We start from the raw sequence: 25727 nt of genomic DNA, 5'->3' as shown, positions 1-25727 counted from the left end.
ATTCAAAGTGGAAAGAGAGTGTTCATTATGGGTCGTAAGTGGAACAATATTAAAGAAAAGAAAGCGTCAAAAGATGCAAATACTAGTCGTATTTATGCAAAGTTTGGTGTAGAAATCTATGTAGCGGCAAAGCAAGGGGAGCCAAATCCAGAATCTAATCAGTCATTACGATTTGTTCTCGAGCGGGCTAAAACCTACAATGTACCGAAACACATTATCGACCGTGCTATTGATAAAGCAAAAGGTGGTTCTGAAGAAAGCTATACTGAACTTCGTTACGAGGGCTTTGGACCAAACGGTTCCATGGTCATTGTTGATGCTCTAACAAATAACGTAAACCGTACTGCTTCAGATGTCCGTGCCGCATTTGGTAAAAATGGCGGGAACATGGGTGTAAGTGGTTCTGTTGCCTATATGTTTGATGCTACAGCTGTTATCGGTGTCGAAGGTAAATCTTCTGATGATGTACTTGAACTTTTAATGGAAGCAGATGTAGATGTACGCGACATTATTGAAGAAGAAGATTCTGTCATTGTTTATGCTGAACCTGATCAGTTCCATGCAGTTCAAGAAGCATTTAGAAATGCGGGAATTACAGAGTTCACTGTGGCAGAGCTTACTATGCTTGCACAAAACGATGTAACCCTTCCTGAAGACGCGCAAGCTAAATTTGAAAAAATGATTGATGCACTTGAAGATTTAGATGATGTTCAACAAGTGTACCACAATGTGGATTTAGGTGAATAATAAATAGGCAGACCTCACTTTGTGAAGGTCTGCTTTCTTTTTAAATTATGAATAAATAGGCTGTTCCGATTAACAATAAATACAGGTGTTATTTTTTAACACTAAAATTTCAATGTGGAGGGATATGCTTTGAATATTCTTTTTAGCTTACTCTCAACTTTAAGAATTTTGAGTTATAGAGCGGTCTATTTTATTAGACATATGAATTATAGGCTGCAATGGCTATTTCGTATGTACGCTCTAGCTTAGGGTATTCAGATATCGATATTCGCATTGAAGAAGGAAAAGGCGAGCATGAACCATGCTTGCCTTTTTTTAATAGAAATGGTAACTATTTTTTTACAGCTGAGAGAATAAATATCGTAGCAATAATTAAAAATGAACCAATCCATTCTGCTACGCCAAAGGAAACATGTAGCCAGGCAACTGATATAAAGGCTGCTGATAATGGCTCAACACAGGCTAAAAGACTAGCCTCAGATGCCTTTATGTATTTCATACTTTCCATATAGCAGAAAAAGGCGATTAACGTACCAAAAATGACTACAAAAATAACCGCTAAAAAAGATGGCAGGCTCCATCTTCCTTGAAACACCCATGGCGGATGAATAAAACTAAAGCTAATTCCTCCGACTGTCATCCCCCAGCCAACCGTGATTAATGATCCCCAACTTGATAATAAATCTCTCGGATAAAGTGTATAGAAGGCAAGTGAAAAAGCAGACAAGATTCCCCAAAATAAAGCCGGAAACGTAATGGAAAGTGAATGGATATTACCTTGAGTAACAAGAAGAAATGTTCCCAACAGAGCAAAAAGTATCGCAAGCCCTTCATGTTTAGTAGGTAGCTTTTTCCCTCGAATAGTTAAATATCCAGCAATAATTACAGGTGCAAGGTATTGCAAGACAGTGGCGGTCGCTGCATTTCCATGTTCAATAGCTGCGAAATAAGTAAATTGAACACCAAACATTCCAAAGATGCCAAAAACGATGAGTTTAACAACATCCTGTTTGTTTTTCCATATCGTCCAAATATTTTGGTTTCCAACCGTTTGTGAAAACAGGAGTAATCCCACTCCTGAAAAAATTAACCTAGTTACAACAAGCCAACTGGTACTGAAGCCTTGTTGATGAAATAAGTATTGAGCAACCGTCCCGGAAACTCCCCAAAAGGTAGCTGCAATTATGACTAATAACATCCCTTTTGTCCTTGGATAAGCCAAGATGACACCGCGCGAATTCATTTTATTCCTCCAATTGTCGAAACTATTTATCTATAAATATATCAAAGTTTACTGTAGTAATGGAAGAATTTTGCTAATAAGTGGATGTAATCCGTGTAGGGAACCATTTTTTTATTGATAGAGTAGAAGTGGATAGTTGCTAGCATAATTATATCAATTTGCTAGCTAAATGTTAATTGCCGCTAACCTTTATTATATAAGGTTAAGCATAAGAAATTATTATGTACATTGATAAAAGATTCTTTCTATACGATATGAAATTTTTACCATAAAATAGAACTATCAAGCAACAAGGGGGAATAACTTTGAAGGCAATTATCGTCCCCAAATTTGGGGCACCAGAAGTTATGCAGTATGTAGAGGTTAAGACACCAAAAATTAATCCTTGTCAGGTGTTAATTAGAGTAGAGAAAACAAGTGTAAATTATGCAGATGTGAAAGCGAGATATGGTAAAAAAGAAAAAGGGAACTTCCCCTTTATTCCTGGCCTCGATACGGCGGGCGTGATTGTGGAGATTGGGGCTGAGGTAAAACATTTACAACCTGGTCAAAGAGTCATAGCATTTCCAGCTAGTGGATCTTACGCAGAATTTGTAGTAGCGGAAGGTATTCTTACATATGAAATTCCCGATTCCATGGATTTTACCACTGCCGCTGCCTGTCCTACTGTTTCTTTCCTTTCATATAAACTATTAGCAGATATTGCACGAATTGAACAGGGGGAAACCATCCTCATTCATTCCGCTGCAGGAGGAGTGGGAACTACAGCCATTCAGTTAGCAAAACTTCTAGGTGCAAGTAAAATTATCGGAACGGTCGGTGACGAAACTAAAGTGTCCGTTGCACTAAAGGCTGGGGCTGATCATGTAATTTGCTATAACAACGATGATTTTCCAAGTAGAGTAAATGAATTAACAGATAATCAGGGGGTAGATATTGTCCTCGATTCTATTGCTGGTGAGATAACTGGCCAAAGTCTAACCTGTCTTGCACCATATGGAAGGTTGATACAGTTTGGAAATTCTAGCGGGTCTGTGGGAAGTTTTAAAACCAGTGATCTGCACTCTAGCTGTAGGTCGGTGCTAGGATTTAGCTTAGGGACGACTAGAAAAAAACGACCAGAGACTTTACAATCCACAGCCAAGGAAGTGCTCAAATTGTTTAGTGAAGAGAAATTAAATATGGAGGTTGGTCATCACTATCCCTTGGAGGATGCCATTGCTGCCCACAAGCTAATTGAAAGTAGATTAAGCATCGGTAAAATTATATTAGATGTAAGAGATTCTCTTTCATAAAAATAATAGACCCTTAAACTAGATGTTGAAAAACGCCTAATTTGGCAACACTTGTTTTGGGGGGTCATACATTATTAGTAAGCATCATTTTACTTCATCCCTTTAAAGTATGTTAATATTCTTATTAGGACCATTGGGAAAGGATGGATAGAATGTCTTTAGAAAGTGTAAAAAATCATTTTAAACAATGGAATCGAGAGATCGATATAATGGAATTTGACACCTCAAGTGCAACTGTTGAGCAGGCAGCCGAGACAATTGGAGTGAAACCTGCACGAATTGCTAAAACTTTATCTTTTAGGGGATTGGAGGAAAAGGCAATCTTAATTGTTGCTGCTGGGGATGCAAAGATTGATAATAAAAAATTTCGTGCCAAATTTGGCTTCAAACCCCGGATGCTTTCGCCAGATGAGGTTTTGGAGCAAACGGGCCATGTCATTGGTGGGGTCTGTCCGTTTGGTTTAAATAAAGAATTGGATGTATACCTTGATGTATCAATGAAACGATTTGATACACTTTTCCCTGCATGTGGAAGCACCAATTCAGCGATTGAATTAACGAAAGAAGAGCTATTCGACTATTCTTTTGCCAAGGACTGGGTAGATGTTTGTAAAGGGTGGAATGAGGGGCAGTTAAATGAAAATGAAACTGTCACAAGCGAAGTACGTTAATTACATACTATAGTGTAAGGAAAAGGACAAAGTTTGTCCTTTTTTTATTATTTATGGATATTATTGCTAAATATCTTGTCCGTTAAATAGGTAAATGGTATATGATGGATAATATATAAAGATATTGTTTGAATTATATTAGGGAGAATTTTATTATAATATGAAAAGACAATTCGACCTCGATTGGATCCGTGTCCTCGCAACACTGGCTGTTTTCATTTACCATTGTTTCATGTTTTTTAATCCATGGGCTTGGCTTGTAAAAAATAATAAGACCGACCCAACCTATATTACAGCGGTTGCCTTGTTTATGAGTTCCTGGTTGATGCCAATTTTTTTCACTGTTTCTGGGATGAACTCCTATTACGCCCTCAAGAAAAGGTCTGGAAACGAATATATGATGGAACGACTTGCCAGATTGGGGGTACCGCTTTTATTTGGAGTTATGATTCTAACTCCTCCACAAGTATATATGGAACGCGTTAGTCATGGTCAATTTTCCGGATCCTTTTTTACTTGGTTTCCGCAGTATTTTAATGGAGTCTATTTAGATATTGGTGGAACGGGGAATTTTGCTTTCGTTGGTTTACATTTATGGTATTTGTTAGTTCTTTTGATATTTAGCATTATTACGCTTCCGCTTTTTCTTAAAAAGAAACCAGCGATTACGAAAGAATTGAAATCATACCAGTTATATCTGATGACTATTCCTTTAATGATTGTATCTACTTTCGTAGATGTTGTTCGTCTAGCAGGTTGGGACATTACTTTTTATTTGATCTTATTTTTATTTGGTTATTTTATTCTCACAAAAGAATCTTTCAAAAAGGTGATTCAAAAACTGCTTCCTATTAATCTAGTTATTGCAGTTTGTACAACTATCTTTTTTGTGTATGGATTCTTTTCAGATATGTCTTCAACTGGTTTTATAGCAGCAATGGTGTTTGCATCCATTAAAGCATTAAATTGTTGGACGTTGATCCTTGTCATTTTTGCTGTAGCAGAAAAGCATTTATCTTTTTCAAATAAGTGGTTATCATACAGTTCACAAGCATCCATGCCGTTTTATGTTCTCCATCAGCCAGTTATTGTTACGCTAGGATTTTTTATCGCTGATGAGACATGGTCCATCCCTGTAAAACTCATCTTTTTAATGGTTACTGCGTTTTGTATCATAATGCTCCTTTATCATTTTATCATTTCAAAGGTAGCAATTTTACGGATCCTGTTTGGTATTAAAGGAGAAAAGAAGCCCAAATCAGAGCCAAATGTTAAAATATTTAGTTCATAGAATGTGTTTTCAAATAAAAAAATGACTATCAAATTAGTTTACAATTTGATAGTCATTTTTGTTGCAATTTTCAAGTATGCCTTTGGAATAGAACCCGATAGAAAAATCAAAGCTCTTTTTAGATTGAGTTCTATTCAAAGTGTTTGGTGACGAATTCACCAATTTCATCAACTGCCTGTTGTCCTTCTGGGATGGCGAACGTTTGAAAAACATGCCACATATCATCCCAAATCTTAAAGCTGACTTCTACCCCTGCTGCGCGAGCACGGTCCACTAGACGGGCCGCATCACTTAGTAGAATTTCATCATTTCCAACATGCACTAAAAGTGAAGGAAGACCCGTTAAATCAGCATAAATAGGTGAAACAAGCGGATGACGAGGATCTAGATCGCGAATATACAATGCTGGAGTTAAACGAGTGGCATCTGGTGATAACCATGGATCCACTTTAGCACGTGTTACCCTGGATTCTCCTGTGCCTTCCATGTCTGTCCAAGGGGATAATAGTACAGCTAAAGCAGGTAGTGCGTCCCGCGCATCCTTAAGTGATAAAAGGGTTGCTAAAGTTAGTCCGCCACCTGCTGAATCACCACCAATGACGATATTTTTTGAAGATACACCTGAGTTGAGCAGCCAACGGTAGACACTAACCGCATCTTCAATTGCGGCTGGAAAAGGATGTTCAGGTGCGAGTCTGTATTCTGGTACCAATACACGTGCGGCAGTGGAGCGAGACAGCTTTGATGCTAAATACCGGTGTGTATTACAGCTACCCATTATGTAGGCACCACCATGAAGGTAAAGGAAGACACGGTCTTCAACTGCATTTGGTGCGCTGACCCATTCAGCTGGAATCCCTTCAATTTCCACTTTTTCAACAGTAATATCTTGAGCTACAGGGGTCAAAGCGGATAAAGCTTCTAATCCTTGTCTAGCTGTTTCAATATTTGCTTCAGGTGATTGGTTTGCCTTTGACATCTGTAAATACTGCCTTACTAAGAGACTTTCTTGACTGGCCATCAAAATTTCCCCTTTCAATTTGAGCGTAAGTGTTTACATATATGTAATTCTTCGTAATTTGCCGATTTCCTCCACAATTTAACAACTATAGTTAGAATGTAGGCTATGTGTAATCCTATTTAGTTGTAGTTAACAAAACAGGAGGATTAGCAAGGCTCTACGTGACCGGAACCGTCGGAAAAAACCGAAACGGGTAACGTAGGAAGGATCTACATGACCGAAAGCATTCAAAAAAACCGAAACCGGTAACTTAGGGATACTCTACATAACAATATTAAAAACAAAAACGGTCTCGTAGTAGATCTACTTGACCGTTTTAAACAAGATTTATATTAAGTGAACTTCTATGTGTCCGGCTGTATTGAAGTTCTTATCTTGGTATCAATGGTTTTACCGAGATCGCAGGGGAGTAGGTGGTAACGATGCAGCCCTCTAATTGCTGTGGACTTAACAGCCCTAAATTTAAGGCCGACTTTATTTTACTATCATCTGGTCTCTTAACCACTTGGATGAGATCATGCATCTGTAATTCTTCTAGCCTTCTAACGGTGTCCACTTCATGATATTTTTCAGTTTTACGAATCTGTCTTTGTAGTTTGAATCCACTTATTGTAATTTCCCCTTTATGGTTGCAGCCTACCAGATTATTAAAATATGTTTGGAAAGCATCCTTCAGTGTATTCATTTCCATTTCAATTTCTTTTTTCTTTTTATTAAGCTCGTAATACTTGTTTAACATCTCACCTGTAATTAAGGAATTGTTATTTAACAATCTCCTCGCCTCCTTGCGAACGTATATTCTATATTATGATTTTCCTGCCGAAATAAGTACTGCAGAAAAAAATTCTCATATGGAGGGAGGAGGAGATTGACCTAAAACAAATTATGCTTTTAAAAGATATCCTTCAAGATTGGCTAGTAAGGTAGAAGTGGATTCCCTTCGAAAACTGTATTTTCCAAGTGTTTCTCCCGCAATTTCTACATTGATTAAGCCGGCTGCTCTTAGACTAATTAAATGATCATGGACAGTACTCTTCGCTAAATCCATATGTCGATAGACTTCTATAAAAGTAGCAGGATGAGTAGCCAGAAATTTTAGGATCTTCAATCTGCTTTTATCAGATAATGCTTTAGTCACTAACATTAATTCCATGGAGGGGTCATCAATTGCAGACGGGTAAATATTAGGTGAATAGTGACAAAGTAAGGTTTCCCCAAAGAAATGGAACAAATTACTTGGTTGTGAATGATAGTGAGGAATAAACATAATCCTTTTTAAGCCTTCTACTGGTATAAAAATAACACCGTTTGTTACATGAATACCAAATTCCATTGGGTCAAAACGAGTGATTTCCTTCTTTCTGCTCTCAGATTCACTCTTTAATCTCTCGAGTATTTCCGAATTAAAGTCTTTGAAATATTGATTTTCCCACTCAGACAACAGATCAACCATTTCTTTTCTTTTTTCATTAAGGTCATTTGGGACAGCACTCATCCAGGGAGATAGTCGTTCAAATAATTCTCCTGTACTGGCTTCATCTAGCCACTTTAAAAACAAGTGGGTGTCCATTTCTTTATGCTGAATAGCCAGCAATTGCAGAGGCATCCAAACGTCCTTACCTTCTAATTCGGTTTGAAAGTTGGATGAAAGCTGCTGCTTAACCATCTTCACCCAGCCGACACCTATATCAATGCGTTTATGTGAGCTCTTACAAAGGTAGGTATGTAAACTTGTTATTAATTCATTCACTTCAGTAAAAGAAATTTCTACCGTATACATGAGACAACACTCCGTTCCATTGAAAAAATTTTATGAAAAAAGATGACAAACAGCCCTAAATGGATATATAATCCAATTGTAGTTCGGTTATAGACGAACTAGATTAAAGTTCCTTATAAGACGAATTATAAAGATAAATTACTCAATTTTCAATAGAAGTGGAGTGTGTCGTATGAAAGCTGTAGTTTTTAATCCTGAAAAAGTAATGCCAGAAATCAAGGAGGTTCCTATTCCAGTTATAGGAGATAATGAGGTGCTCATTAAGGTTAAAGCAGCTGCCCTAAACCATCGTGACCTTCATATAACAAACTCAAAAAATAAAAGGAGTTTCATATATGGTTCAGATGGTGCTGGTGAAATTATTGATGTGGGCAAACAGGTAACACAATGGTCAATAGGGGATGAGGTAGTAATCAATTCTCAAATCTCATGCTTGGAATGTGAGTATTGCCTAAAAGGGGAACATTCTTTATGTGAATCAGGAAATGTATTAGGCGGGGCTGTTTGGGGAGGTACTTTTGCCAAGTATGTAAAAGTACCGGCAGTCAATCTAGAACGAAAACCCAACCATTTAACATTTGCGGAAGCAGCAGCCCTCCCGTTAGCATTTGGTACAGCTTGGAGAGCGTTATTTTCTAAAGCAAAGCTTCAGGCAGGTGAATCCATATTAATTGAAGGGATTGGTGGAGGAGTTGCGTTGTATAGTTTGCAGCTAGCCTTATCAGTAGGAGCGAAGGTGTTCGTCACTTCCAGCTCTGATGAGAAATTAGAAAAGGCCATAAAGCTGGGGGCAACGTCTGGATTTAACTACCGTGATGGTGGGATAAATCCCCTTTCTCTCGTTCCAACAGGGTTTGATGTCATCGTATCGAGTAATAGTCGTACCCTCACTTCAAGTATCCATTATGCAAAAAAGGGTGGCAGACTGGTACAATTTTCTTTTATCGGAGAAAATCTTCCCCTTTTTGATATTGATACAGTGATGGGGAAACAGCTACAAATTTTTGGATCAGCGATGCATTCATATACCGAATTTAAAAATGCTATCAGATTTGTGGAAGAGTCAAAATTGGTGCCAGTCGTATCTAACATCCTGCCATTAGAGTCCTTTGATGAGGGATTCTCTGAAATGAAACAAGGAAATCAGTTTGGAAAAATTGTCTTTTCTATATAATGAGTTTTTAAATATTTGGTAATATCAATCTATTAAAATAGGAGTGATAATAAATGAGTGATTTGAAATCTGCTTTGTTGGTCATTGACATGCAGGTGGGACCTCTTTATGAAACATATAAGAAAGAAGAAACGTTGGCAAAAGTTATGGACATAATTGCCAAAGCAGAGGAAAAACAGATTCCGATCTTCTATATTCAACATGAAGAACAGGCCGGAGGTTTTTTGGAAAGAGGCACACCATTTTGGCAATTTATTGACGGAGTTGCTCCACGGTCCTCCGATTGCATTATTAATAAGAAGAGCACGGATGCCTTTCATGAGACTTCGCTGCAGGATGAATTATTGTCTCTAGGAGTTTCTCAATTAATTGTAGCTGGTGCAAGAACGGAATATTGTGTTGATACAACATGCCGAAGAGCGGTTACCCTAGGATTCAATGTCACATTAGTATCAGATGGTCATACAACTGCAGACGGTGCTATACCAGCAGAAATGGTTATTAAGCATCACAACCACCATTTAAGCAACGTAAAAACAATCGATCATGAGATAACAGTAATGCCTGCCGCACAAATTGTATTTTTATAAACAATGATGCAGATTTAGGGTCAGGCACCATAAAAAGAAAAAATATTTGCATTCTTGTCGAATTACTGGCAATCTTATGTAGGTAGTAATAAAATCTTCTCGGAAAGACAAATAGGTGATTAAATGATTGAAGTAAAGACGTCGAAGCTTAGTGATGGAGAATTAAATAGAGGGGTATTTGCGACACAGGATATAGCAAAAGGTGAATTAATTCATGAGGCACCAGTTATTCCTTATCCAAATAGGGAGCATGTTCATATCGAGAAAACATTGCTCGCTGATTATGCTTTTGAGTATGGACAGAACCACACGGCCCTTTTGTTAGGATATGGTATGCTGTTTAATCATTCTTATCAGCCTAATGCCATTTATGAAATTAACTTTCCCAATCACACGTTTGACTTTTATGCATATCGGGATATAAAAGCAGGAGAAGAAATTCTTATCAATTATAATGGCGATGTGGATGATGATGAGCCACTTTGGTTCAATAAAGAGGAAAAAACAGATAGCCAAAATGATTAATGAAAGAGGATAGAGAGTGAGCGATTAATTTCGCCCTTTCTATCCTTTTGTTTTTATGTAGAAAAATTGCACCCTCCTGGCATAGAAGGCCAATTAGCTCAGAAGCTTTTCGATACGGAAAATGGGGTTGGATTGTACAGCATGTGATCATCATTATTACGATTTTTTAAAGGTTAGAAAAATAGGAATTAGCAACGTATCTTTTATGTTAGGCTGCTGTTTTCATTGCCTTCATAATATATTTTTGCAAATCTAATCACGACTATATACCTCAAAAGATTGATGTTACAGATTTTCCGAACGAGAAAGCCCATGCAGAGCGTTAGCCCGTCTTTAGACATGGGATGATAGTGAGGTCAAATGCGAAGTACCACATAAACCGAAAGGTTTGTGGTGCTTCAAGCATTTGAAAGTATCACGTCCTTTTTTGATTCAAAGTTGCAGTAATAATAGTAAACTAATAAAATATAAATATGGAAGAATATAGAAGAACTAGTACTACCGTATCCTTAATCAACTATCATTTTGTATTTTGTCCTCGATACAGAAGGAAGATTTTCCTTGATTTTAATGAATCTCTCAAAATTAGAGTTGTTGCAATAGAATGCGACAAGGATCATGCCCATATGTTTCTAAACGCACTGCCAACAGTAAGCCCTGCAAACATGATGGCAAGAATAAAAGGAGTGACCTCTAAACAATTGCGTGAAGAATTTCCGCATCTACAACACTTGCCGAGTTTGTGGACACGTTCTTATTTTGTTTCGACTGCTGGAAATGTATCGAATGAAACGATAAAACGATACGTTGAAAATCAGAAAAAGCGTAACTAAAAAGGAGCTGATACCTTTGGCAAGAAAGACTACACCGACTTATACACTCGAACTCCCATTAATTATTCCAGTTTGGCAACAACACCGTTTGGAAAAGAAATTCAAGATTGCTCGGTACGTCTACAATTCTTGTCTGGGTGAAGCTCTCAAACGTCATAAACGTGTCAAAGCTGATAAAGAGCATCGTGCTTTGCTTCGGGACCCTAAGTCTAAAGGACGTGACCTACAGCTTTCAGAGATACGTTTAGCCTACGGCTTTTCTGAATATGGTTTGCACGATTTCGTGAGAAATGTTCAGCACAAATTCAAGGAAAATATCGGTAGCTTTGAAGCACAAAAACTTGCTACAAGGGCTTTTCAAGCAGTCGAGAAACTCCATTTTGGAAAAGCAAAAAAAGTGCACTTCAAAGCGTATGATGATGATATTTCTGTTGAAAACAAATCAAATGCTACTGGCTTGCGGTATGCAGATGGCAACATTCTTTGGGGAGAAAAACCAACAAAGAAACAGCCTAAGCCTAAGAACTGGCTTTGTATCCCTGTTGTACCAAAAGCAAAGGATGAATATGCACACCTAGCCTTAATGGATAAGACAAAGTACGTGCGGATCTTGAAGCGTGAAGTGCGTGGCAAGGTTCGCTTTTTTGTCCAACTTATTCAAGAAGGCTATCCTCCAACAAAACGAAATCGTAAGGCGGCCGATGATGAAACCAAACGCGTAGGGATCGACATTGGTTCCTCTACAATCGCCATTAGTAGTGAAAAAACCGTACAACTTCGAGAACTAGCCCCAGAATGCCATGCTGACGAGAAGAAACTCCGTTGTATTCAGCGAGCAATGGACCGATCACAACGGTCCACTAACCCTCAAAACTATAACGAGAACAGCAATACTAAAAAAGGGAGAAAGACGAGGACGTATTCCAAGCGATATCTCCAACTTCACCGAGAGCGAAAAGAGCTGTTTCGTAAAATAACTGTTCACCGAAAACAGACCCATGAGATGTTAGCGAACGAAATCTTAGCACTTGGTTCGGATGTACGAGTGGAAACCATGCGATTTCACTCGCTACAAAAACGAGTGAAGAAAACGACTCGAAATAAGAAGAACGGCAAGATTAACTCTAAGAAACGGTTTGGTAAATCCATCGCGAATCATGCTCCTGCCATGCTACTAACGATTATTGACCGAAAACTAAGGTATCTAGGACGGTCAATCAAGAAAATTGATACCTATGCTACAAAGGCTGGTCAGTTCAATCATTTGACTGGTGAGTATACGAAGAAGCAACTTTCAGAACGTTGGAACGACGTGGGGAAATTTCGGATTCAACGTGATTTATATAGTGCTTTTTTAATAGGAAACACAACGGAAACGCTCAATACGGTTAACGTGGAATTATGCAACGCACAATGGGACATCTTTGTTGAACTGCATAATCGTGAAATTGCACGGTTAAAACAATTATCTAGTAAAACCTTGCGTTGGTTTGTAGCATAAACACAAATCTGATTGGTCGTGACAACGCCCAAGAGAAGTCGGAATGATAAGCACACGAGGGGTCTAAGGCCTGCTTGGAGAAGTGTCTTGCTATACGCAATACGTCCGTTAATGTTCTAGGAGAATGTACACCAGTGTTTCGGTAGAAACTCTTTCCGTAAGGAAAGATAAGGGTACCGTTGAGAAGTGTACGAGGTAACATTTTCCCCTATACCCTAGAACCCCACTGCTTTAGATGTGGGAGTTGTCAGATATCGAAAAACGTGAAATTGTTAAAGGTTTAATTAAAGATTGGTTAAGTAGGTCGAATTTCATAGTAAATAATTGAATAAATCAAGAGAAAAGGTCAATCGGATGAAATATTCCGGTTGACCTTGTTTTTATGTAAGTCAATTAAGTTAAAACTAACAAATATGTCGGAATGATAGGAGCTTAAATATTGACAAAGGCAGAAATTTTAAAGTTATTAGTACTGATTGAGTCAGTCTACACAAACTTTGTGACAAAGGATGAAATCGTCCTTTTTTGGTTTAAGTTAGGTCCTTATTTGGACTGTGAAAAAGTATTTGGAAAAGTTCGAAGCCACATTAGAAAAAGCCCGTATCCTCCTAGCGTTGAGGATCTGATTGATTTTTCAGGTGATATGCTGATGCCTTCATTGTCTTATGCTGCAGGAGAAAGGGCCTTTAGAGGTAGCATACAAGATTCAATTTCAGCGTGGATGCGTGAGTACTCCATTAGATAGGTTTTAGGGTTGACCTTGTTTAAGAAAAGAGGGGTACCCGCCCATGCCTTTTTGAAAATTCAACATAGTCTAGACTGTAACCTACACAAAGGAGAGTTGCTCTTATGAATAATATTACGCAATTTACAGGTGAAACGAGGACAATGGGTGGATTCCCAGGCATGGGTGGAGCAGGAACAATGGGTGGATTCCCAGGCATGGGTGGAACAGGAACAATGGGTGGATTCCCAGGTATGGGTGGAGCAGGAACAATGGGTGGATTCCCAGGTATGGGTGGAACAGGAGCAGTGGGAGGATTTCCAGGCATGGGTGGCATGAGTATGGGAGGATTTCCAGGCATGGGCGGCATGGGCATGGGAGGATTTCCAGGCATGGGCGGCATGGGCATGGGAGGATTTCCTGGCCATGGTTGGCATGGCGGTTGGGGAGGCCACCACGGTTACCCATGGCATGGCGGTTGGGGAGGCCACCACGGTCATCCATGGCATGGCGGCTGGGGAGGCCACTTCGCACATGGAGGATTTAGCGGCTTTTGAAATTCTCCAATTAATGATTGATATGGAGGCTTGTGACGACCCACAATTCATCAATGAATGATGTTTTTTCAGGTTATTAATAAAATATAAATGCTAATCATAAATTGTTAATAAATATAGAATTAGGTATGCCCTCAAACAACGAAGAAAAAGTCTTGTTCAGTCAAGGCTTTTTCTTATAAATTACATAGAAAAGCGATTAATGAATGCAACACCCATTTAGCCTAGCGGTAAAACGGGATGACTTGAAGGATATTGAAAATATAATCTAACCGCTAATGAAATCCCTTTTGCAATATTTGTTGCCATCTTATAAACAATATGTAAATTTGTGTAAATCAATGAATCTTCTATAGCACTCTCTCTATCAATTGTAACTCCCATTATGCTGCAATCCCCCATAGGTGGGAGAGTCTTATCTAACCCCGCACCAGGTTGTAACAAACCTTCACGCACTATAATTGTATGAACAAAATCAACTGATCCTATTACACTATCAACGGCGATGACAAAGCTATTTTGCGGAATAACAAAACGCGAAAGCTCAGGTATAAGTGTTGCTGCATCTAAAGGATTTTGAAGATTACCAATTACAGATAAGTGATTTGAATATGAATTATTAAGTAATGTACCAACAAAGGGACCAAGACTATCACCACTAATTCTGTTAGACCCTATACATGCCACAAGTACATGTTGTGTGCCTTCAGGAATGAGAGAATAGATGGTATCGCGAATAAATAATGGAGCTAGGCTGTGATTATACGGAATGGCACTTTCTAGTAAAGGATGTTTTTCATTATAAGTTTGTGGATAGTTCATGCTTGGTTCACCTCACCATTAATCTTGAATTAGCCAGTTCTGTACATATGGATGGTACAATATTCTTCATCCATATAAATAAATCCTTCTTAAGCTCACTGAAATAAAAATGATAATTCCTATATAGTAGACTAGAAATTTCTGTTAATTACAATTAATATAAAATTATTCTAGTGAAAATAGGGGGAAATAGAAATGTATATTCAAAAAGCCACTATAAATGAACTTGAAGTCGTAGCCGAACTATTTGATTTGTATAGAGTGTTTTACGAACAAACATCAGACATTAATGCAGCGAAAGAGTTTTTGAACAAAAGAATCGTTAATGAGGAATCTGTGATTTTCCTCGCTCTAGAAGGAAATGTCGCACTTGGATTCGTTCAGCTTTATCCATCGTTTTCTTCAGTGAGTATGAAACGTTCATGGGTCCTAAATGATTTATATGTCAAGAAGGAAGCACGCGGTCAAGGTGTTGGGGAAAATCTGATCAAAACGGCACTTCATTTTGCAAAAGAATCGGGGGCAAAAGGAGTTTTCCTTGAAACAGGCAAGGAAAATGTTAACGCCCAAAGGCTCTATGAAAAAATAGGTTTTGTACAAGAAACGAATTATTTTTATTATTATACGGTTTAAGGTCTGCATAAAATAGAATAGTAAAGTGTGAGGGGAGGCGAAAAATGAACCAGAGAAAGAAACTTATGATTATTTGTTTTATTTTTATGGTTTTAAGCCTCATTGGATTTGCATTAATCGCAGGCAGCACGATGAATCCCTCACAATATTCCGGCAATGGGAATTTTGCCATTCTGTTTACAGTGCCAACCGTTCCGCTCTACCTACTATTTCTTTATTATCTAAGCAGGTGGATTTACAAAGCAATTAACGGAATAAGTGTGAAAAAACGGCTTACACTTCTTGGATGTATTGCAGTAATATTTTTTGTACTCATCTTCTTGGAAGTTAGGTATATTCAGAATTTGGTTATCTTACTTGGGGGAGGGCCAGAGAGCCCAGATTCGAGAATCTACCGTTTTGGCTGGTATAATCAATATACTAATACGTTATATTTTAATTGGATCACTTTCATCTTGGGGATGGTTCTTAGTGTGATGATTTCCACCGGTTATAGTCTAATAAAAAAGAGTTCATGAAAAAAACTAGAGGAAGCAGAAAAATGACTGCTTCCTTTCCTTTTTGAGTAACCATATGATTTTATCCCTGTTCATATTCGTTAATTATTCAAATTTCCTACACTTTTAGTATCCATAAATCTGTTAAATTGAAAATATAGTATATAAGAGGTGATGTTATAATGAAAAATTTAGCGTCAACGGATGAGGTTCAGTGTGGGAAAGTCTATATGGTTGAAATGAAGGATGGGGAAATTAGTTCTTTTCGGGTATTAAGCGAGACACCAACCCATTATATTTTTTCATATTCTACTAACGAAAATGTAGAGGTATTTGAAAAAGTAAAAAATGAGGTAACTGGTATATTTGAGGTTCGTGAGTGGTGGGATACAAAAGGCAAGAAGGAAGGTCCTTTAGTAAACAGGTAATCTACTAAAAGAGCCTCATTATTTTCTAATATGTTAAAATAATACATATTTAGAAAATAATTTTGCAGCAAGGGGAGAGGTTTGTGCTTTTTCATTACCATTTTTGGACACCACATCTAGAGGAAATGGAGACCTTTTATCAAGCTCAGGGGTTTCGGGTAAATCAACGGTTAGGGAAATATAAAGGAGTTTTTCAAACCTTTAATCCTCCATTATCCTGGGATCAATTTAGGGATCAAGGAATCATATTTCGTATCATTGAAATGAAGAAAGGGAATGTAAATATCAGCTTTGGTTTTGGAAAACGTGTGATATTTGATCATATCGGGTTCTTTGTTACAGATGAAGACAAAAGTAAAATATGTGAAAATGCCAATTTATTAAACTGGAAAGTGGAACTTGAAGAAAGAAGAACATTCATAACTACACCGTATCAATTTTTGATTGAACTACAAACACATTTGGATGCAGTAGATGGAGATGGAAAGAAAGCAGAAATTGATAAAATGGTCATCTCCACTCACATTGAGGGATTGGGGGAGGACTTGGAAATGCTTTTTGGAAGAAAAGTACTTGAAATAGAAAATATAATAGAAGAACGTGTGATGTTGAAAGAAGTAAAGGTATCTAATGTTAATAAAAATGAACTTATTGACCCAAATGGAGTGCAAATTAATCTTGGTTCGTGAGCAGAAGAATATTATAAAAGAGGCTGACTCAAAAGCAAAGGTGTTAGACCCCCACAATTCAATATCTAGTTAAAAACCTAGTGGAATCTAGTCTAGATATTGTTTTTTTAGTGGTGTCAGACCCCTTATGAGTCAGCCTCTCTTTATTTCGAAATACCTAGAAGTTCAGATAAATGTTTCCGAATTGCTTCAGGATTTCCGGAAATTTGTTCTTCTCTTTGTTGGTCTTTTCTCCATTTCTCTAGGGATTTCACTAATACCTCTTGCTCAATGGTTTGTGGAATGACTACCACACCGTCTGCATCCCCAACAATTAAGTCCCCCGGGCGGATAGCAGAACCTCCGCAGGAAATGGGAACGTTCACTTCACCAACTCCTGCTTTGCCACTTGCAGCAACAGTCGTTCCCTTACAAAAGACAGGAATATTCAATTCTTTTATTCCGACAATGTCACGAATGACCCCGTCAACAACAAATCCACTAATACCAAGTGTTTGAGCCATTCCAACAACAAAGTCTCCGGCGATTGCTCGATATTGGTCGCCTTTTGCATCAATAACTAAAACATCACCTTGATTTGCTTCGTTTATGGCTTTTAAGACTGCAAGATTATCACCGACAGGAATTTTGACTGTAAAGGCTCTCCCTACAAGCTTATATTCTTCCTTTAGTGGTTTGATGGAAGGATGCAGGTTATTTAAACCATCCATCGCATCGGAAATACATGTAGTGGGAATATTGCGAAATTTAGTTGCAATCTGATCCATTTTCATTCTCCTCTCTCCAATTCATCTATAATAAATTATAGCTCAAAAAAGAAAAAGGAGGACTTTTTTATCGAGTCCTCCTGATCATTATTGATTTTTCAAGGAATGGTATTGGGCGATATGGATATCTAATATTTGGCTGATTTGAACAGTTCTTTCATTTGTAAGACCGTTAGATAGCCCACATTGAATCATTTCTTTTCGAAGAACCTCGATGGCAGCTTTTAATTCACTATATGTCAGTTCCTTCACTAGCATAATACCCACATCCAAATTTAAGTAGTTTAGTACATGTTTTTACATTTTTAACAATTAATATGGAAAATAACTTTAGTTCAATTATAAGATAAATAAATGTGGTATAGCAGTGAAACATCTCACAATTAGTGAACATTCTAGTACATTTTTCATATGAAAATAGTATTATTTATACATAAAGGCTGGTGAAGTCACTTTTTTAAATAATACTATTTTTAGCAGCATTACTATCGTTTAAGTCTGAGTCTTGGATATATGAAATAGGGATGATCATTGGGACAAAATCTCCATTTTGTTCACCATACCCTTGATTTCGTTTGTAGGAGATGAAATGATCTATGAACTGTGTGGGGCCCGTGTTAAGCAGGGAGCCATGGTCCAATACGTTCACTTTCAACCCTCCAACATTCACTATCATCGGTGCAAAAATCATTATGTTCACCCCTTTGAGTGCTGTCCCCTTTATATAATGCTGTTCTTAACCGAATTACTATCTGTAACATCAGGGTCTACTACCCAAGAAATTGGAATATTAACAGGAGAGAGATCTCCATTTTGTTCTCCAACTCCCTGGTTTCGTTTATAAGTTTGAAACTGATCGATAAGCTGGTAAGGCCCTAAGTTAACAAATGAACCATTATCTACTGTATTGACCTTAAAGCCTAAGAATGTAATCGCCATTGGTGCAATGTTCAATGAAATCACTCCTATGCATAAATTCTGTTAAATCCATGGTCGAAGGTGCACAAGTTATTTGTCGATTTTTACTGATGGTGAGTCACTACCATCATCATCGAATATCATGTGGATGGGTATGGCTGTTATTGAGAGGTCTGCACTTTGCTGACCAAAACCTTGATTTTTTTTACCAGCAACATTATTACCTATGAGGAAGTTTGACCCTAATGAAATAGGGCTTGTGTGATCAGCGCTGTTTATCTTCAAATCACCAATGTTGATTTTGGTTGGGATAAAAAACATCCTTACCTCCTATGGTTCTATTTAGAAAAGAAGATGTCATATTGTTTTAAAATATATTCGCTGGGAGGGAGTATCAGAACGTGATAAAAATCCATAAAAAAAGAAAGTGGGGGTAAACCACTTTCAAATGAAGGAAAACTTTTATGGGTTAGTACAGCATATGTTCATGCTTGTACGTGCATGTAGTGAACATGTCCATTAGAAAAAAATTTTTTTAAAAAAGGGCGCTAACAAATTTCTTGAATAAGCTCAATCTTATTATTTTTGGGCGAATTGACTAACGATGAAACTTGATATGACTCCATTAAACTCTCGTCCAGTGGAACAAGGAATTGATTTAAAAAATGTGGGTCCGTAATAGATGTGTCCAACCAGATTTTCTCATCCTCCGGTTTTAATATAACGGGCATTCGATCATGAATATCCTTCATTAGTTCATTTGGTTTTGTAGTTATGACTGAACAAGTATGGATCGTTTGACCCTCAGGAGACTTCCAGCCTTCCCATATTCCTGCCATTGCAAATAATTCATTTGACTTTAGTTTGATTCTCATCGGTGTTTTTGTTTTATCTTCATTCTTTTTCCATTCATAAAAGCTATCAGCAATGACTAAACAGCGCTTTTTCTTAAATGCATTTCTGAAACTGGGCTTTTCATTTAAAGTCTCCGCGCGGGCGTTAATCATTTTATGGCCGATAGTTGCATCCTTTGCCCATGGAGGTATCAAGCCCCATTTTAAAAATCCCATTCTGTTTAACTTTCCGTCATTAATCACTGCAAGTACTCCCTGAGAAGGTGCAATATTATAACTGGGGGAATAATGTTCTTCATCGAGAAAAGATTGAATTTCATAACGATCCATAATTTCTTCCAAGGTTGCAGTAAGTGTAAATCGCCCACACATTCTAAGTCACCTCAACGTTTATTTAGGTTTATTGTAGCAAAACAAATCATAAAAGGTGAAATTAGTCCAATGTTCGAAGAAAAAGGAGCCTCATTTGAAGGCTCCTAAATTACTTTTTTCAATGTGTTCTACGTGCAAAATCCACAAAACGAAATTTATCAGGTCTATGTCTTGATTCTGTATATTGGAAAAGGGTAGCATCATCTAAATAAACATAGTTTTTGATAACAACCACATTATGAAAACCATCTAAGTCTAAAAGGGACCGGTCTTCGATAGTAGGCTCTACTACGACAATTTCCTTTTTAGCAAAGCTTATTGTTAGCTTTAGTTCATCCTCGATATACTGATAAATCGAGTCGGTACAAATCTCTTCCGTTAAATGAGCGACGAACTTTTTACTTATGAAATCCTTATCTAAAATAATCTTTTCCCCATTCATTTCCCTTGTACGTACGACCTTCCAAACCTGGTCTTTACTACCTAACAGAAGTTGCTGTCTAATAAATCCATCTGGCTTTACTAACGAAAGCTCATTGACAATCGTTTTCGGTTTACTGCCCATTTTATTGGCAAGTTCTTTAAAGCTTACCAATCCTGAGACAGGGAAATCAAACTTGCTAATGTCTATGACAATCGAACCTTTACCTCTAACTTTTTGGATATATCCGTTTTGCGAGAGCAGGTTTAACGCTTTGCGAATGGTTTCCCTTGATGTATCAAATTGGTCCTTTAATTCGTTTTCTGAGGGAAGAAGGGTCTGCGGCGGGATTTCACCACTCTTAATTTGCTCCACAATATGGTTATAGATGGTTAGGTATTTGTTTGTCATATTGACATCTCCGTTCATTTTTTCAGGTGGTACACAAGTGATTCATATGGTCTTAATTGAATTTCCCGTCCGAATTTCGCAGAATCCTTGTAATTAGAGAGTAACATCTCACTTGTAAATTCATCAAGATTTAAATGAGAAGGGAGGTGGAATGTCTTTTCTTTTCCATAAAAATTATTTATCACAACTAATTTTTCAGTGCCACTTGACCGGATATAAGCGAATATCTCTCCATCATTATCCAAAATGAGCTCGAAATCACCTTTTGTAATCACATCATATTGTTTTCTTAATTTGATTAGCTTTTGGTAGTGGAAGAAAATAGAGTCTGAATCGCTAACAGCTTGTTCAGCGTTAATTTCTTTGTAGTTTCTTGCGGTACCAATCCATGGTGTTCCAGTAGTAAAGCCCGCGTTTTTACCAGCATTCCATTGTACAGGAGTTCTAGAATTGTCCCGAGATTTTTGTTTAAGGATTTCAAGAATTTCTTGTTCTGTTAAACCTTCTTGCTTCTTAATGTTATAAATATTTAAGGACTCGACATCACGATAGTCGTCAATCTTAGTAAAGTTGGGATTCGTCATCCCAAATTCCTCCCCTTGATAAATATAAGGGGTTCCTTGCATCAAATGCAGAGATGTTGCCAGCATTTTAGCAGATTCTTTATGATAGGTTTTGTCATTGCCGAAGCGTGAAACCACACGTGGCTGGTCATGATTACACCAGAAAAGGGCATTCCAACCGCCACCTTGATTCATCTCAATCTGCCATCTAGATAGAATTTGCTTTAATGATTGAAAATCAAAATCTGCTTTTGTCCACTTATCTCCATTTGGATAATCAACCTTCAGATGATGGAAACTAAACGTCATATTTAATTCTTTCTGATCAGGATTCGTATAACGAATACAATTATCAATTGATGTAGAAGACATTTCACCAACTGTCATGATATTGTATTTTGAAAATACTTGTTCGTTCATTTCATGCAAAAATTCATGAATTCTCGGTCCATCTGTATAAAATTTCCGACCATCACTGTCATCTTGTGGGAAGTGTTGGTCTTTAGAAATTAAATTAATCACATCCAAGCGGAATCCATCGACACCTTTTTTTAACCAAAAGTGCATCATCTCATATAGCGCCTCGCGTACCTTTTTGTTTTCCCAATTGAGGTCCGCTTGTGTAACATCGAACAAATGAAGGTAGTACTGTTCAGTTGCTTGATCGTACTTCCATGCAGATCCACCAAATTTTGATTCCCAGTTTGTTGGCGGTTCACCGTTTTTACCATCCTTCCAAATATAGAAGTCACGGTACGGGTTATCCTTAGAGGACTTAGCTTGTTTAAACCACTCATGCTCAGTGGAGGTATGGTTGATTACGATATCCATAATGATTTTAATATTACGTTTATGAGCTTGTTCCAGGAGCTGTTCAAAATCAGCCATTGTTCCGTATTCTTCATGAATGGAATAATAATCACTAATATCATAACCGTTATCACGTTGTGGGGATTTGTATATAGGTGTTAGCCAAAGAACATCCACCCCAAGTTCTTTTAAATAATCCAATTTTTCAATGATTCCTTGGATATCTCCAGTACCACTTCCGGTTGTATCATTAAAACTCTTTGGATAAATTTGATAAACGACTGCTTTTTTCCACCAAGCTGTTGACAAACTAACCACCTGCCTATTATTTTTGAAATTCTCTAATGTGGAAAAGGAGGGAGATGGTCTCCCTCCTAAATGGAGTATTATTTTATTTTTTTAGATTTAATTTCTTAACACCTGTTTTTGCAAAGATGTTTGTTAAAATGAATGGAACCACAATTGCAATCAACATACATACTGCAAACATTGCCATATATTTTGGCTGTATGGATAAAATTCCAGGAAGACCACCTACACCAATTGAGTTAGCCATGACACCAGTTGCTACTGATACAACACCAGCAATCATGGAACCGATCATCGCTGCTAAGAATGGAAAGCCATATTTTAAGTTAATACCGAACATCGCTGGCTCTGTTACGCCTAAGTAACAGGAAATCGCAGCTGGTATTGAAACCTGCTTTTCTTCTTCATTTTTACGATTGATAAAAATCATTGCAAGAACTGCTGACCCTTGAGCAATATTAGATAAAGCAATCATAGGCCATAGGTTTGTACCACCAAGCTCACTCATCAATTGAAGGTCAATTGCATTTGTCATATGGTGTAATCCTGTAATAACGAGTGGAGCGTAAGCAAATCCAAAGATTGCTGCAAATAACCAGCCAAACGCAGAAGTTAAACTTGAGTAAACCACATGAGAGATACCAGAACCGATTGACCAGCCGATCGGACCCAAAATGGTGTGTGCAATTAATACTGTAGGAACTAATGCGAAAAACGGAACAACAATCATAGAGATTGAGTTTGGTACGATTTTACGTAATCTTGTTTCCAAGAATCCTAGTACAATTCCAGCTAAAATCGCGGGAATTACTTGTGCTTGATAACCAATCATCTTAATATGAGCAAAACCAAAATCCCATGTTGGTATTTCCTTTGCACTTGCAACGCCGTATGCATTTAATAACTGAGGAGATACAAGGGTAATACCCAAAACGATACCTAAAATTTGCGAAGCGCCCATTTTCTTTGCCACTGACCATGTAATACCAACTGGTAAGAAGTGGAATATTGCTTCTCCGATTAACCATAGGAATGAGTGGACTCCGGCCCAAAATTGAGAAACTTCAACAATGGTCTTTGTTCCATCTTCGAGTAATTTAATGTCACCGATTACATTTCGGAAGCCAAGGATTAAACCACCAACTACCAGTGCGGGAATTAATGGGGTGAAAATTTCAGCTAAGTGTCCCATCATACGCTGTAGCCAGTTCATATTTTGTTTGGCAGCTACTTTTGCTTCCTCTTTTGATGTGCCTTCTACACCAGCAATTTTGACAAAATCGTTGTAGAAACTAGAAACATCATTTCCAATAATGACTTGGAACTGACCAGCTTGGGTAAATGTACCTTTTACAAGCTGGATGCCTTCGATTTTTTCAACATCAGCTTTTGATGGATCATTTAATACAAATCGCATGCGTGTTACACAATGGGTAACGGCAGCAATGTTTTCTTTTCCTCCAATGTGCTTCAATAAATCTTTTGAAGGTTCTGTGTACTTAGACATTTTTCTTTCCCCCTGTAAATGGGATTGGCCCCATTATTATCTATTTGCTATCTGATATATATACAAGTAGTATTGAGCGCGTTTACATTTGAGATTTCCCTCTTGTATATACAAGTTGTGAGTACGTTTACATTCTAACTTGTATATACATGTATGTCAACAATGAAATGTAGAAATTTTTTCTATTCAATATCCTTAGGCCTACGCTATCGTTTCTAAGAAATAAATGGTCATATCTTAATATGTCTTTTGTATCACTTTTTGTCTTTACAGCATTAAACCATTGAATGAATTTTGCAAAAATGGTAAACTATAGATGTTTAAATTCTTCTGAGTTTAGACCTCCTAATTGTTGAGAACTTAGCCTAGACCACTAAGTTCTCGTTTGAACCTTTGAACTAATTGTTCAAGGGTTCTTTTTTTACAAAAAAAAAGAGGTTGGAATTTTCCAACCTCTTTAACTTTCACATATAGAGTCCTGCCAAGAAAATTCCAAGTGTTTTTAGATATATTTCATCAAAATGGGAAAGGGGGAGAGGGTTAATTCCTTTCCCAATCTCTATTGTAAATCCTGGCCTTCTCCAATCTTGGATAAACCAGTCTTTATAACCTGCATAGCTTTCTATCGTCTTTACAGGTTCATATCCACTGACTATACTAAATTCAGTTACCAATGTTTCTGACTCAGGGGGTTCAAGATTTTCAAATCCCCAGTACATTACTTCACCTTGAGTATGGAACGCAAGCACTAGTGTAACTTTTAGTCAGATCTGCCATTGCGATGGCTTCTAGTTCAGTGAGAGGCTTTTCGCCACCGTAATCCCTAGGCCCAGGTTGATCAGGGTTCCTTGCTTTTTCAAGCTCCCATCTGGCAGGGAATTGATCGTTAAGGTCAACACCTCTAATATTGGCCTTCCATCCTGAAAAATCTGTACTGCCTTTATTGTAGTCAATGACTTTTGTATTCCATGGCGCGATGGAAGGTGGCCCATGTAAAACAAGATCGACACCATCTGGATTTACCATTGGTACAATTGATAAAGTACTTTGCTGGTACAATCTGCTAGTTGAAAGTCCACGAATGGCAGTGTGATTTGTCAGTGATAATAAGTAATCATTAATAAAAGTCATAATGATGGGGGTAATAATCCATTCATTTGCATGGAAAGATCCATTGTAGTGAACCTTCTTCCCACCAGTACCAATCACCATCTCAGGAATACTTTTTCCTAGCACGGTTTTTCCTATTGAAGGTGTCTGTAAAAATGGATAAACACTTTGTAATCGGTTAATATCAGTGATCAAGGTTTGATAGTCGTATTTTTGTCCGCCGTTCACTAATCTCCAGGTTATCCTTAAAGGAACTTTAATTGTTTGGCCCACTTTTATGTTAGTAGGATGTATGTTTGGATTAACCAGTTGCAGGGTTTCTAGTGCAAGATTACGATTTTGAGCTATTTTCCATAAAGTATCCCCTTGGCGTATTTGATATTCCTGAGCGACAAAACCTGGAATCCGAATCTTTTGCCCAATGGAAAGAGCATTTGGTTGCACGTTCCGATTGGAATCATTAATTAATTGCAAATCTATTTTAAATAACTGACTATAGTGCCATAGAGAATCCCCTTGCCTAACAACAATATCCATGAAGCACCTCCAGATGAGATTAGACAAATTAGTAAAATGTATGCTTCTGAGGATAATTTATTAGGTTTTTATGGTGTCAGGCACCAAATGGTTACATACCCATTACATGTTAGAATCAAATTAGGTA

General features: G+C 37.6%; 29 protein-coding genes and 1 pseudogene. 15 read left to right on the top strand and 15 right to left on the bottom strand.

Annotated elements, in window-relative coordinates; all coding sequences use genetic code 11:
- The first annotated feature begins 27 nt into the window (after positions 1-27).
- Complete coding sequence (locus AA0X95_RS16020; RefSeq protein WP_309862850.1) at positions 28-747, top strand: YebC/PmpR family DNA-binding transcriptional regulator; 720 nt, start codon at positions 28-30, stop codon at positions 745-747.
- Positions 748-1078: 331 nt separating this feature from the next.
- On the opposite strand, the gene AA0X95_RS16015 is transcribed toward AA0X95_RS16020, so the two are convergent.
- On the bottom strand, positions 1079-1990 hold the full coding sequence (locus AA0X95_RS16015) for an EamA family transporter (protein WP_413299500.1): 912 nt from the start codon (positions 1988-1990) through the stop codon (positions 1079-1081).
- Between the two features lie 305 nt (positions 1991-2295).
- Here AA0X95_RS16015 and AA0X95_RS16010 point away from each other — a divergent pair, with 305 nt between their 5' ends.
- From AA0X95_RS16010 to AA0X95_RS16000, 3 genes are all read left to right on the top strand, one after another.
- On the top strand, positions 2296-3285 hold the full coding sequence (locus AA0X95_RS16010) for a quinone oxidoreductase family protein (protein WP_413299498.1): 990 nt from the start codon (positions 2296-2298) through the stop codon (positions 3283-3285).
- A gap of 152 nt (positions 3286-3437) precedes the next feature.
- Positions 3438-3956 (top strand): YbaK/EbsC family protein, encoded by a 519-nt coding sequence (locus AA0X95_RS16005; protein WP_413299496.1) that lies wholly within the window; start codon positions 3438-3440, stop codon positions 3954-3956.
- A 160-nt stretch (positions 3957-4116) separates the two neighbouring features.
- The gene (locus AA0X95_RS16000; RefSeq protein ID WP_413299494.1) at positions 4117-5247 is read left to right on the top strand and encodes an acyltransferase family protein; all 1131 of its coding nucleotides are present in this window, start codon (positions 4117-4119) and stop codon (positions 5245-5247) included.
- Positions 5248-5377: 130 nt separating this feature from the next.
- On the opposite strand, the gene AA0X95_RS15995 is transcribed toward AA0X95_RS16000, so the two are convergent.
- The 3 genes from AA0X95_RS15995 to AA0X95_RS15985 form a co-directional block, all read right to left on the bottom strand.
- The gene (locus AA0X95_RS15995; protein WP_413299492.1) at positions 5378-6268 is read right to left on the bottom strand and encodes an alpha/beta hydrolase; all 891 of its coding nucleotides are present in this window, start codon (positions 6266-6268) and stop codon (positions 5378-5380) included.
- 370 nt (positions 6269-6638) lie between these two features.
- Complete coding sequence (locus tag AA0X95_RS15990; protein ID WP_413299490.1) at positions 6639-7040, bottom strand: hypothetical protein; 402 nt, start codon at positions 7038-7040, stop codon at positions 6639-6641.
- A 111-nt stretch (positions 7041-7151) separates the two neighbouring features.
- On the bottom strand, positions 7152-8048 hold the full coding sequence (locus AA0X95_RS15985; protein ID WP_413299488.1) for an ArsR/SmtB family transcription factor: 897 nt from the start codon (positions 8046-8048) through the stop codon (positions 7152-7154).
- Between the two features lie 172 nt (positions 8049-8220).
- Between AA0X95_RS15985 and AA0X95_RS15980 the strand changes: the two genes are divergently transcribed.
- The 7 genes from AA0X95_RS15980 to AA0X95_RS15950 all read left to right on the top strand — a co-directional run bounded on the left by AA0X95_RS15980 (position 8221) and on the right by AA0X95_RS15950 (position 13952).
- Positions 8221-9222: an alcohol dehydrogenase catalytic domain-containing protein gene (locus AA0X95_RS15980; RefSeq protein ID WP_413299486.1), complete on the top strand. Its 1002-nt coding sequence runs from the start codon at positions 8221-8223 to the stop codon at positions 9220-9222.
- Positions 9223-9275: 53 nt separating this feature from the next.
- Positions 9276-9812 (top strand): cysteine hydrolase family protein, encoded by a 537-nt coding sequence (locus AA0X95_RS15975; protein ID WP_413299484.1) that lies wholly within the window; start codon positions 9276-9278, stop codon positions 9810-9812.
- 123 nt (positions 9813-9935) lie between these two features.
- On the top strand, positions 9936-10337 hold the full coding sequence (locus AA0X95_RS15970; protein ID WP_413299482.1) for an SET domain-containing protein: 402 nt from the start codon (positions 9936-9938) through the stop codon (positions 10335-10337).
- Between the two features lie 473 nt (positions 10338-10810).
- Positions 10811-11170, top strand: a complete 360-nt coding sequence (gene tnpA, locus AA0X95_RS15965; RefSeq protein WP_413299480.1) for an IS200/IS605 family transposase — start codon at positions 10811-10813, stop codon at positions 11168-11170.
- A gap of 16 nt (positions 11171-11186) precedes the next feature.
- Complete coding sequence (locus AA0X95_RS15960; protein WP_413299478.1) at positions 11187-12671, top strand: RNA-guided endonuclease TnpB family protein; 1485 nt, start codon at positions 11187-11189, stop codon at positions 12669-12671.
- A gap of 439 nt (positions 12672-13110) precedes the next feature.
- Positions 13111-13416: a hypothetical protein gene (locus tag AA0X95_RS15955; RefSeq protein WP_413299476.1), complete on the top strand. Its 306-nt coding sequence runs from the start codon at positions 13111-13113 to the stop codon at positions 13414-13416.
- Positions 13417-13520: 104 nt separating this feature from the next.
- Positions 13521-13952 (top strand): hypothetical protein, encoded by a 432-nt coding sequence (locus AA0X95_RS15950; RefSeq protein ID WP_413299474.1) that lies wholly within the window; start codon positions 13521-13523, stop codon positions 13950-13952.
- A 219-nt stretch (positions 13953-14171) separates the two neighbouring features.
- On the opposite strand, the gene yyaC is transcribed toward AA0X95_RS15950, so the two are convergent.
- Positions 14172-14774: a spore protease YyaC gene (gene yyaC / locus AA0X95_RS15945; RefSeq protein ID WP_413299472.1), complete on the bottom strand. Its 603-nt coding sequence runs from the start codon at positions 14772-14774 to the stop codon at positions 14172-14174.
- A gap of 195 nt (positions 14775-14969) precedes the next feature.
- Between yyaC and AA0X95_RS15940 the strand changes: the two genes are divergently transcribed.
- The 4 genes from AA0X95_RS15940 (at position 14970) to AA0X95_RS15925 (ending at position 17021) form a co-directional block, all read left to right on the top strand.
- A complete protein-coding gene (locus tag AA0X95_RS15940) occupies positions 14970-15407 on the top strand; it encodes a GNAT family N-acetyltransferase (protein WP_413299470.1) in 438 nt (145 codons plus the stop codon).
- 44 nt (positions 15408-15451) lie between these two features.
- Positions 15452-15925, top strand: a complete 474-nt coding sequence (locus AA0X95_RS15935; RefSeq protein ID WP_413299468.1) for a hypothetical protein — start codon at positions 15452-15454, stop codon at positions 15923-15925.
- Between the two features lie 161 nt (positions 15926-16086).
- Positions 16087-16332, top strand: a complete 246-nt coding sequence (locus AA0X95_RS15930) for a hypothetical protein (protein WP_413299466.1) — start codon at positions 16087-16089, stop codon at positions 16330-16332.
- An 83-nt stretch (positions 16333-16415) separates the two neighbouring features.
- On the top strand, positions 16416-17021 hold the full coding sequence (locus tag AA0X95_RS15925) for a hypothetical protein (protein WP_413299464.1): 606 nt from the start codon (positions 16416-16418) through the stop codon (positions 17019-17021).
- 143 nt (positions 17022-17164) lie between these two features.
- On the opposite strand, the gene AA0X95_RS15920 is transcribed toward AA0X95_RS15925, so the two are convergent.
- The 10 genes and pseudogenes from AA0X95_RS15920 to AA0X95_RS15875 form a co-directional block, all read right to left on the bottom strand.
- Positions 17165-17788 (bottom strand): RraA family protein, encoded by a 624-nt coding sequence (locus AA0X95_RS15920; protein WP_413310066.1) that lies wholly within the window; start codon positions 17786-17788, stop codon positions 17165-17167.
- Positions 17789-17875: 87 nt separating this feature from the next.
- Complete coding sequence (locus AA0X95_RS15915) at positions 17876-18046, bottom strand: Spo0E family sporulation regulatory protein-aspartic acid phosphatase (RefSeq protein WP_413299462.1); 171 nt, start codon at positions 18044-18046, stop codon at positions 17876-17878.
- A 199-nt stretch (positions 18047-18245) separates the two neighbouring features.
- Entirely contained in the window at positions 18246-18479 is a 234-nt protein-coding gene (locus AA0X95_RS15910) for a hypothetical protein (RefSeq protein ID WP_308079282.1), read from the bottom strand.
- Positions 18480-18508: 29 nt separating this feature from the next.
- Positions 18509-18727, bottom strand: coding sequence for a hypothetical protein (locus tag AA0X95_RS15905; RefSeq protein ID WP_413310064.1), 219 nt, complete (start codon positions 18725-18727; stop codon positions 18509-18511).
- A 69-nt stretch (positions 18728-18796) separates the two neighbouring features.
- Positions 18797-19027: a hypothetical protein gene (locus AA0X95_RS15900; protein WP_413299460.1), complete on the bottom strand. Its 231-nt coding sequence runs from the start codon at positions 19025-19027 to the stop codon at positions 18797-18799.
- Positions 19028-19254: 227 nt separating this feature from the next.
- A complete protein-coding gene (locus tag AA0X95_RS15895; RefSeq protein WP_413299458.1) occupies positions 19255-19932 on the bottom strand; it encodes an SOS response-associated peptidase in 678 nt (225 codons plus the stop codon).
- A 118-nt stretch (positions 19933-20050) separates the two neighbouring features.
- Positions 20051-20764, bottom strand: a complete 714-nt coding sequence (gene treR, locus AA0X95_RS15890; protein ID WP_413299456.1) for a trehalose operon repressor — start codon at positions 20762-20764, stop codon at positions 20051-20053.
- A 14-nt stretch (positions 20765-20778) separates the two neighbouring features.
- The gene (gene treC, locus AA0X95_RS15885) at positions 20779-22446 is read right to left on the bottom strand and encodes an alpha,alpha-phosphotrehalase (protein ID WP_413299454.1); all 1668 of its coding nucleotides are present in this window, start codon (positions 22444-22446) and stop codon (positions 20779-20781) included.
- Positions 22447-22528: 82 nt separating this feature from the next.
- Complete coding sequence (treP, locus tag AA0X95_RS15880; RefSeq protein WP_413299452.1) at positions 22529-23953, bottom strand: PTS system trehalose-specific EIIBC component; 1425 nt, start codon at positions 23951-23953, stop codon at positions 22529-22531.
- 464 nt (positions 23954-24417) lie between these two features.
- Positions 24418-25600 (bottom strand): annotated as a pseudogene (locus AA0X95_RS15875) (M14 family metallopeptidase).
- Positions 25601-25727: the final 127 nt, after the last annotated feature.

The sequence above is a fragment of the Neobacillus phoenicis genome (genome assembly GCF_047302305.1).
Classification (GTDB): domain Bacteria; phylum Bacillota; class Bacilli; order Bacillales; family Cytobacillaceae; genus Neobacillus.
Note: the sequence above shows the minus strand (reverse complement) of the source record. Positions and strands in the feature narration are given on the sequence as shown.